Below are 7,328 nucleotides of genomic sequence, written 5' to 3'. Positions count from 1 at the left end.
CGAATGGACGATCCCGCCGGCGCGACCCCACCGGCGGTACGAGCGGCGCCGCGATTCGGTGGAGCCAGGCGATTCGGCAGAGCCAGGCGATTCGGTGGAGCCAGGCGATTCGGTGGAGCCAGGCGATTCGGTGATACTGGATGGCTCGATGGAACCGGCGAGCCCGATCGGTCGAGGTCCCCGTGGTAGCGGCCGATCCACAATCGAAGCGCCGGAGATATCGTCGAGACCATCTGAGCTCTCGTCGCTGCGCTCCTGAGACCCTGGAAAACGGCCTGCAGACGAGGACGCGGCTGCCTGCGCGCGCGGATCGGTCATGCGGTTGCCAATCGATGCAGCGGCCGGAGGCTGGTGATCGATGCGGGTCTGGAACGGCGCGGCTCGACGCGCTGGGGCGCCTCCCTGGCCACCGAGGCTTAGTGTAGCCGTCAAGCCGAGCAGCAGTCCCATCAGGACGGCCGCCGCGAACAGGACGCGCCCGCTGCGGCGCCCCATCAGCAGGGGCCTGGCACGACTAGAGCTCGGTTCCTGTGGCTGTCGCGGCCAAGGCGGCGCGAGCGGCACGGTAGCCGCAGGACGCTTGACCCACAGGCGCGTGACCTCCCACAGGTCGGCGCCTTCGTCTGGATTGGAGGGACGCCGCGCACCGTGCACCCGAAGGCTGTTGCGCACGGCCAGAAGCGCGGCATGCAAGCTCGCGATCGATTCGAAGCGCTCCGCTGGCTTTTTCGCAAGACAGCGAAACACGAGTCGCTCGAGCCCAGGGGGAGCGGGTCCCTCCGGCAGCTGCAACGGTGGAACCGGTGATTTGGCGTGGGCCAGCAACACGGTGACCGGGTCGGGATGGTCGAACGGCACGCGGCCGCTGAGCATCTCGTACAGCATGGCGCCGAGCGAATACACGTCCGAACGCTGATCCACGGTGCGAGGGTTCGTGTGCTCGGGAGACGCATAGCGCGGCGATCCCAAGAAAAAGCCAGTCCGCGTGAGAGGCGACGCATCGTAGATGCTCTTGGCAAGCCCGAAATCCAGGAGCTTGATCACGTCTGGCCCACGCTTGCGGCCTACCCGCATCACGTTGCCCGGCTTGATGTCGCGGTGCACGACGCCCCCGGCGTGGGACGCACCGAGTGCGCTCGCGATCTGCAACACGATGTTGAGCGCCCGCACAGGAGGTAGCGGCCCTTCCTCGCGCAGCAATCGATCCAAGGCGATGCCCTGCAGCAGTTCCATCACCATGAAGTAGGCACCCCCTGGATCCCGGCCGAAATCGAGCAGACGCACGATGTTCGGATGCTTGAAACGGGCTATCACCGTTGCCTCGCGCCTGAAGCGTGCGCTGAAGTCGGCACGTTCGGCGTCGGTGTGATCGACCTCTAGGATCTTCAGCGCTACGTCGGGTCCCCCGCCGCGAGGACGCGCCCGATAGACCCGCGCCATGCCCCCAACCGCCAGTCGCTCGATGACCAGATAGCGGCCCGCCACCCATATCCCCACGAAAGCATCGGTGGGGCGGGACTGTCGAGCCAGGGCGCCGCGGTCAGCAACCGCCATCTCCTCACAAACTGCGGCATGGTGTACGGCGAGTCAAACTGCAGCAGTCTTGAGCAAGCGCCGACTACCCCGCATCGGTCACCAACTTCGAGCCGACTTGCCCGACGCGGTTGCGATGGCCGCTGATCCGCAGTCGAGGCCAGCTCTCTGTCACTCTGTGCAGTGTGTTGTAGTGTCCCAGCACAGCAACACTTGGCGACCCGGTAAGCAATTGGCGGCAAAGGGATCAGCGAATCGATGCCGTAGTAGTATAGATATTTCAAGGATATGCGAAGGGCGGTCGCTGGTTCGATCGGCGTCAAAGGCCAGCGAATCGGGTGAGGGATTCCTGTTCCAGGACACCGGTGCGACGCGGGGCGGGTTCGCGGGACTTGACCCATTCCTCCAACTGAAGGAGGGTGCTCCCTCCGAAACCCGCGACCGTGGGTGGCGTCGCGCGTTCGGCCGGCGGCGGGTTCAAGCCCGGGTGTCCGCCCGCGTTGAAACTGAAAGCCGAGGTACCGAATGCCCAATAGCCAGGTCCTGTCGCGGCGAGCGCTGTTCAGGCGCGCTGCTGGCATCACAGCCGGCGTAGGTGTTGCGAGCACAAGCTGCGCCCTTCCACGCAAACCGTCGCCCTCTACGTCAGCCCCTGCAACACGGCTCGAGCATCCGCCCGTGCTCGACATGCCTTTCGAGCCGAGAAGCGAAGTACGCCTCGGCATGGTGGGCGTGGGCGCACGCGGAATGGGTCTGCTGCGCGATTTCCTCGCCGTAGATGCTGTGAAGGTCACGGCGGTGTGCGACACCGTGCAAGACAAGACGTCGGCGGCCCAGAACCTCGTCGCCCAGGCCGGGCAGGAGCCGCCGGCGGTCTACGCCAGGGGCGAACGGGACTTCGAGCGGCTCGCGAACCGAGACGACGTGGACCTCGTGGTGGTTGCAACGCCTTGGCGCTGGCATGTGCCCATGGCAGTGGACGCGATGAACAAGGGCAAGCACGTGGGTCTTGAGGTGCCAGCCGCCACCAGCGTCGAGGAGTGCTGGCAGCTCGTCGACGTGTCGGAAAAGACCCGGCGGCACTGCGTGATGCTCGAAAACTGCTGCTATGGCTCCGACGAGCTGATGGTGCTCGGCATGGTCCGCGACGGGCTCTTGGGGCAGCTGACCCATGGGGAGGCCGCGTATATCCACGACCTACGGGAGCTCCTGTTTCGGGATGAGAGCGAAGGGCTATGGCGACGCTTCGCTCACACCCGGCGCGACGCCAATCTGTACCCGACGCACGGCTTGGGGCCTGTCGCCAGCTATATGAATATCAATCGCGGAGATCGCTTCGAGTACCTCGTATCGGTGAGCTCGCCCCAGCTCGGGCTAGAGGCCTACCGCGGCAAGCACGTCCCCGAAAAAAGCCCCAAATGGAAGGAGCGCTACGTGTGCGGCGACATCAACAGCAGCCTGATAAAGACCGCACGCGGCCGCAGCATTCTCTTACAGCACGACGTCGTGAGCCCCCGGCCCTACGATCGGCTCAATTTGGTTTCGGGCACTGGTGGCACCTTTGCAGGCTACCCTTCGCGGATCTACATCGACGGCCAGAAGGAGCACGCCTGGCAAAGCCCAGAACCGTTCAAAAAAAGGTACCTGCATCCCCTGTGGCGACGCGTGGGGGACCTCGCACGCAAGGCTGGGGGGCACGGTGGCATGGACCTCATCATGTGCTACCGCCTGATCGAGTGCATGCGGGAGGGGTTGGTACCGGACATGGACGTGTACGACGCAGCCTCCTGGAGCGTACCGACGACGCTGAGTCAGGTTTCCGTCGCCGGGGGTGGCACACCGGCCAGCTTTCCCGATTTCACTCGCGGACGCTGGGACAACACGCGGCGACCCTTCGCCGCCCAACACTAGATCCTAGACTCGATCCGGACACGACAAGCGACCCCGCGACGCTACACCATGCCGGGTCCGGAGCCTTGGGACGGCACTCGGCCGTTTTGCTGCGGTAGGATTGTCGAGGCCGGAGCGAAACGCGCGTAGCGCGAGAAAGGTTCGCGGTGATCAGGCTGGTGGACGTCACCAAGCAGTTTCTTGATCCGCAGGGTCGGCCGCGGGTGGCTGTAGATCGCGTGAACCTCGATGTGCTTGGCGGTGAGACCCTGGCCCTGGTTGGGACGAGCGGCTGCGGCAAGACGACGACGCTGAAGCTGATCAACAGGCTGGTCGAGCCCACGAGCGGCGTTATCGCGGTCGACGGAACCGATATCCGTCAGCGCGACATCATCGAGCTGCGCAGGTGCATCGGCTACGTGATCCAAGCCGGCGGGCTGTTTCCGCACATGACGGTCGGCCGCAACGTCGCGTTGCTGTGCGAGCTGGAGAGCTGGGACGCCGGCCGGCGCGATCGGCGCGTCCGGGAGCTGCTGGAACTGGTCGGACTCGCTCCCTCCGAGTTCGCCCAACGCTTTCCCCGCGAGCTTTCCGGCGGGCAGAGGCAGCGCGTGGGGCTGGCACGCGCGCTGGCGCTCGACCCTCCCTACGTGCTCATGGACGAGCCCTTTGGCGCCTTGGACCCGGTCACGCGGCACCAGATCCACGAGCAGTTCCTCGAGTTGAAGGAGCGCGTAAGAAAGACGATCATCGTGGTAACGCACGACCTGAGCGAGGCCTTTCGGCTGGCCGATCGCGTGGCTGTGATGGACGGCGGCAGGCTCCTTCAGGTGGGAACGGAAGAGGATCTGCGCGAGCGACCCGCCGATCGCTTTGTGCGGGACTTCCTTCGAGAACGCCAACCATGAACAGGGACGCCGCTCGGATTCCCTCTGCAGGCACTCGCGGGGACGCTTCCAGAGACAGGAGAATTGTGTGAATGTCACCGGCATCTTCGTGCTGTATCCACATCCGGCTGTCGGTTTCTGAGGTCAAAGCGGTGCCCTCGGACGCCGTTCGCCCCTGCAAGCCAGCCGCCTCACCGGTCATCTTGTGGTATCTGGAGACTCGACTACGCCACCGTGGACCCAGAGGATGCCTTCCCCCATCAAAGACAAGCTCGGGCGCACGCTAAGCGAGATCCGCGTATCGGTGACCGATCGCTGCAACTTCCGCTGCGGCTACTGCATGCCGGAGCGAGGTCAGCTCTACGGCTTCATGCCCCGCGCCGAGCTGCTGAGCTTCGAAGAAGTCGAGCGGGTAGTGCGCGCCATGGCGAGCCGCTTCGGGCTCCGGAAGGTCCGGCTGACTGGAGGTGAGCCCCTGTTGCGAGCCCAGCTCGAACGCCTTGTCGAACGCCTTGCCTCGGTGCCCGGGGTGCAGGACCTCGCCATGACGACCAACGGGTTTCTGCTGCAAGCGCGCGCAGCAAAGCTCGCCCGCGCAGGCCTGCACCGAGTCACCGTGAGCCTCGATAGCCTGAATCCCGCGGTGTTCGCCAGAGCGACCGGCTCGACCACAGCACCGGGGGCAGTGTTGCGTGGCATCGAAGCCGCCGCGGCCGCCGGTTTGCGGCCGATCAAGATCAACTGCGTGGTACAGCGTGGGGTGAACGAAGACTGCATCGCTGAGCTCGCCCGCCACTTCCGGGGCTCTGGACACGTCGTGCGATTCATAGAGTTCATGGATGTGGGAACGCTCAACGGCTGGCGTGCTGACTCGCTGGTGGGGGCGAGTGAGATCCTCGATCGACTGAGAGCCGCAGGTAACCTGCAGCGGATGCCCCAGACCGAACACGACAGGGTCGCTCGCCGCTACGCGTTCGACGATGGCAGTCAGATCGGCGTGATCGCCTCGGTCAGCCAGCCCTTCTGTCGCGATTGCAACCGCGCGCGTCTCACGGCCGACGGGCGCCTGCTGGGCTGCCTCTTCGCCAGCAACGGCATCAGCCTGCGTGATCGGCTGCGTGCCGGCGCAAGCGACCACGAGATCGCCGCCGTCCTGCGCGAGGCGTGGAGCAAGCGAGCGGACCGCTACTCGGAGACGCGGTCGCTCACACCGCAGCCGGGCGCAGAGCACCGGAAGCTGGAGATGTACCAAGTGGGCGGGTGACAACGGGGTCAATGCCTGATGCGGCAGCTGGCCACGTTCGAACGCGAGGGCGACGCCCGTTTGCTTCGCGATGTCCTGTACGCATTGGACATCGATGGGGCGATCCAGCAGAGCGCGGATGGTTGGTCGGTCTGGGTCTACAAAGAAGGCGAGCTGTCCGGGGCAAGGACGATACTCGCCGATTTCGAGGCCGACCCCCGAAGCGCTCGCAATCGCGAGCTGGCGGCCAAAGCGCAGCGGCTCCGCAAGCAGCGAGCCTCGGAGGACCGGCGTTCGAGGCACCGGGTGGTGGACGTTCGGACGGCGTGGCATGCGACTCCCCGCCGCGGACCGCTTACGGTGGCCCTGGTCGGGGTGTGCGTAGGGCTTTTCGTCCTGGAGCGGCTCGTACCGGGACTGGCCATAACGCCCCATTTGCTGATCGGCACGGCCCAGGAAGTCCACGACGGCACACCCCTTGCCGCCGTGATGCGGGGGGAGGTGTGGCGTCTGGTCACGCCGATCCTCCTGCACGGAGGGGGATCGGGCCTCTTTTTGGGCGTGCTCCACCTGGCCTTCAACATGTTCTGGCTGCTGGACCTCGGTGGCCTCGTCGAGCAGCGCAAGGGAACCCTGTACCTCGCGGCCTTCGTCCTGGCCGCCGCGGTGGTTCCCAACCTGGCTCAATACCTGCTCACAGGAAACCCCTTCTTCCTGGGAATGTCGGGAGTCGTCTACGCCCTACTAGGGTACTGCTGGCTAAACGGCCGCTACGATCCCAGCAGCGGTCTCAGGCTCCGTGACGGGATCGTCACCTTCATGTTGGTGTGGCTGGTGCTGGGATATGTCGGTCTATTCAACATGGCCAACATAGTCCACACCGCAGGCCTCATGGTGGGTGCCCTGTGGGGCTACCTGGCATCGGGGCACCTTGCTCGAAAGCTTCGCGGAGTCGGCAAGCGAAGCTAGGCTATCCGGCATACGAAGCACGACTTCGCGTGTTGGGCTTGCGCCTGCTGTCGCGCGCGGGTAGGAAGGGGAGAACGGCGGGGCGTGCAGGGTTCGATGCAGGGATTCGATGTGGTGTCATGGCAATCATGCTCGCCCTCCTCGAAGGGCTGACGTGGCTTATCATCATTGACGCAGTTCTAAGCTGGGTCGTTCCAGACCGGGGCCAGTTCCCGCGAAACATCACGAGTCAAATCACCGATCCGCTCTACGCCCCGATCCGCTCCATCCTCAATCCCGAGAAGACGGGGGGCTTGGATCTGTCTCCACTGATCGTGTTGATTCTGCTTCAGGTCGGCATGCAGCTGCTGCGCTCGGCCGCGACGGCCGTTTAGCGTCGGGTTAAGACTTAGTTGAAGCCGACGTATCCCCAGATACCCCGGGCCGCGAGCGAGGTTTGACCATGAACGCGAATCAACGATGAGGCCAGGACGGCAGGATCTCACAGCGTGTAGTCTCAGCGCCCACAGGCGGGCAAGGCGCGAAGGGGCCCGTGGAACTGTGCCCCAAGCTGGAGGGCTCCGACCATGCGCCCGAGGCCGAGCCGGAAGGTGCGACCGGAGCCGGGGCGTTGCGGCCCGATGATAGCTCAACGTACATTAGGCTGCTGTCGCGCTACCGCGTCTGGTGAATAGCCACTCACGCGCGACGTCCCAATCCAAACCACCTTGGTTCAAACCCACCTTAGGTCCAAACCCACCTTGATCCAAACCCAACCAGGAGGTGCAACTATCATGCGTCGCTTTTTGTGTCTAGGAATCATCGCT

At 64.8% G+C, this 7,328-nt stretch carries 6 protein-coding genes; 5 read left to right on the top strand and 1 reads right to left on the bottom strand.

Annotation, left to right across the window (positions count from 1 at the left end):
• The coding region (locus tag MJD61_01330) for a protein kinase (GenBank protein ID MCG8553919.1) at positions 1-1,554 on the bottom strand (1,554 nt) is incomplete at its 3' end.
• Between the two features lie 504 nt (positions 1,555-2,058).
• Here MJD61_01330 and MJD61_01325 point away from each other — a divergent pair.
• The 5 genes from MJD61_01325 (at position 2,059) to MJD61_01305 (ending at position 6,896) form a co-directional block, all read left to right on the top strand.
• Positions 2,059-3,444, top strand: coding sequence for a Gfo/Idh/MocA family oxidoreductase (locus MJD61_01325; protein ID MCG8553918.1), 1,386 nt, complete (start codon positions 2,059-2,061; stop codon positions 3,442-3,444).
• Positions 3,445-3,590: 146 nt separating this feature from the next.
• On the top strand, positions 3,591-4,331 hold the full coding sequence (locus MJD61_01320; protein MCG8553917.1) for an ATP-binding cassette domain-containing protein: 741 nt from the start codon (positions 3,591-3,593) through the stop codon (positions 4,329-4,331).
• Positions 4,332-4,557: 226 nt separating this feature from the next.
• Positions 4,558-5,574: a GTP 3',8-cyclase MoaA gene (moaA, locus tag MJD61_01315; protein ID MCG8553916.1), complete on the top strand. Its 1,017-nt coding sequence runs from the start codon at positions 4,558-4,560 to the stop codon at positions 5,572-5,574.
• Positions 5,575-5,592: 18 nt separating this feature from the next.
• The gene (locus MJD61_01310) at positions 5,593-6,522 is read left to right on the top strand and encodes a rhomboid family intramembrane serine protease (protein ID MCG8553915.1); all 930 of its coding nucleotides are present in this window, start codon (positions 5,593-5,595) and stop codon (positions 6,520-6,522) included.
• Positions 6,523-6,641: 119 nt separating this feature from the next.
• Entirely contained in the window at positions 6,642-6,896 is a 255-nt protein-coding gene (locus MJD61_01305) for a YggT family protein (GenBank protein MCG8553914.1), read from the top strand.
• The last annotated feature ends 432 nt before the right edge of the window (positions 6,897-7,328 follow it).

Source organism: Pseudomonadota bacterium, from assembly GCA_022361155.1.
GTDB lineage: Bacteria > Myxococcota_A > Polyangia > Polyangiales > JAKSBK01 > JAKSBK01.
This window is presented reverse-complemented; position numbering and strand designations above follow the sequence as displayed.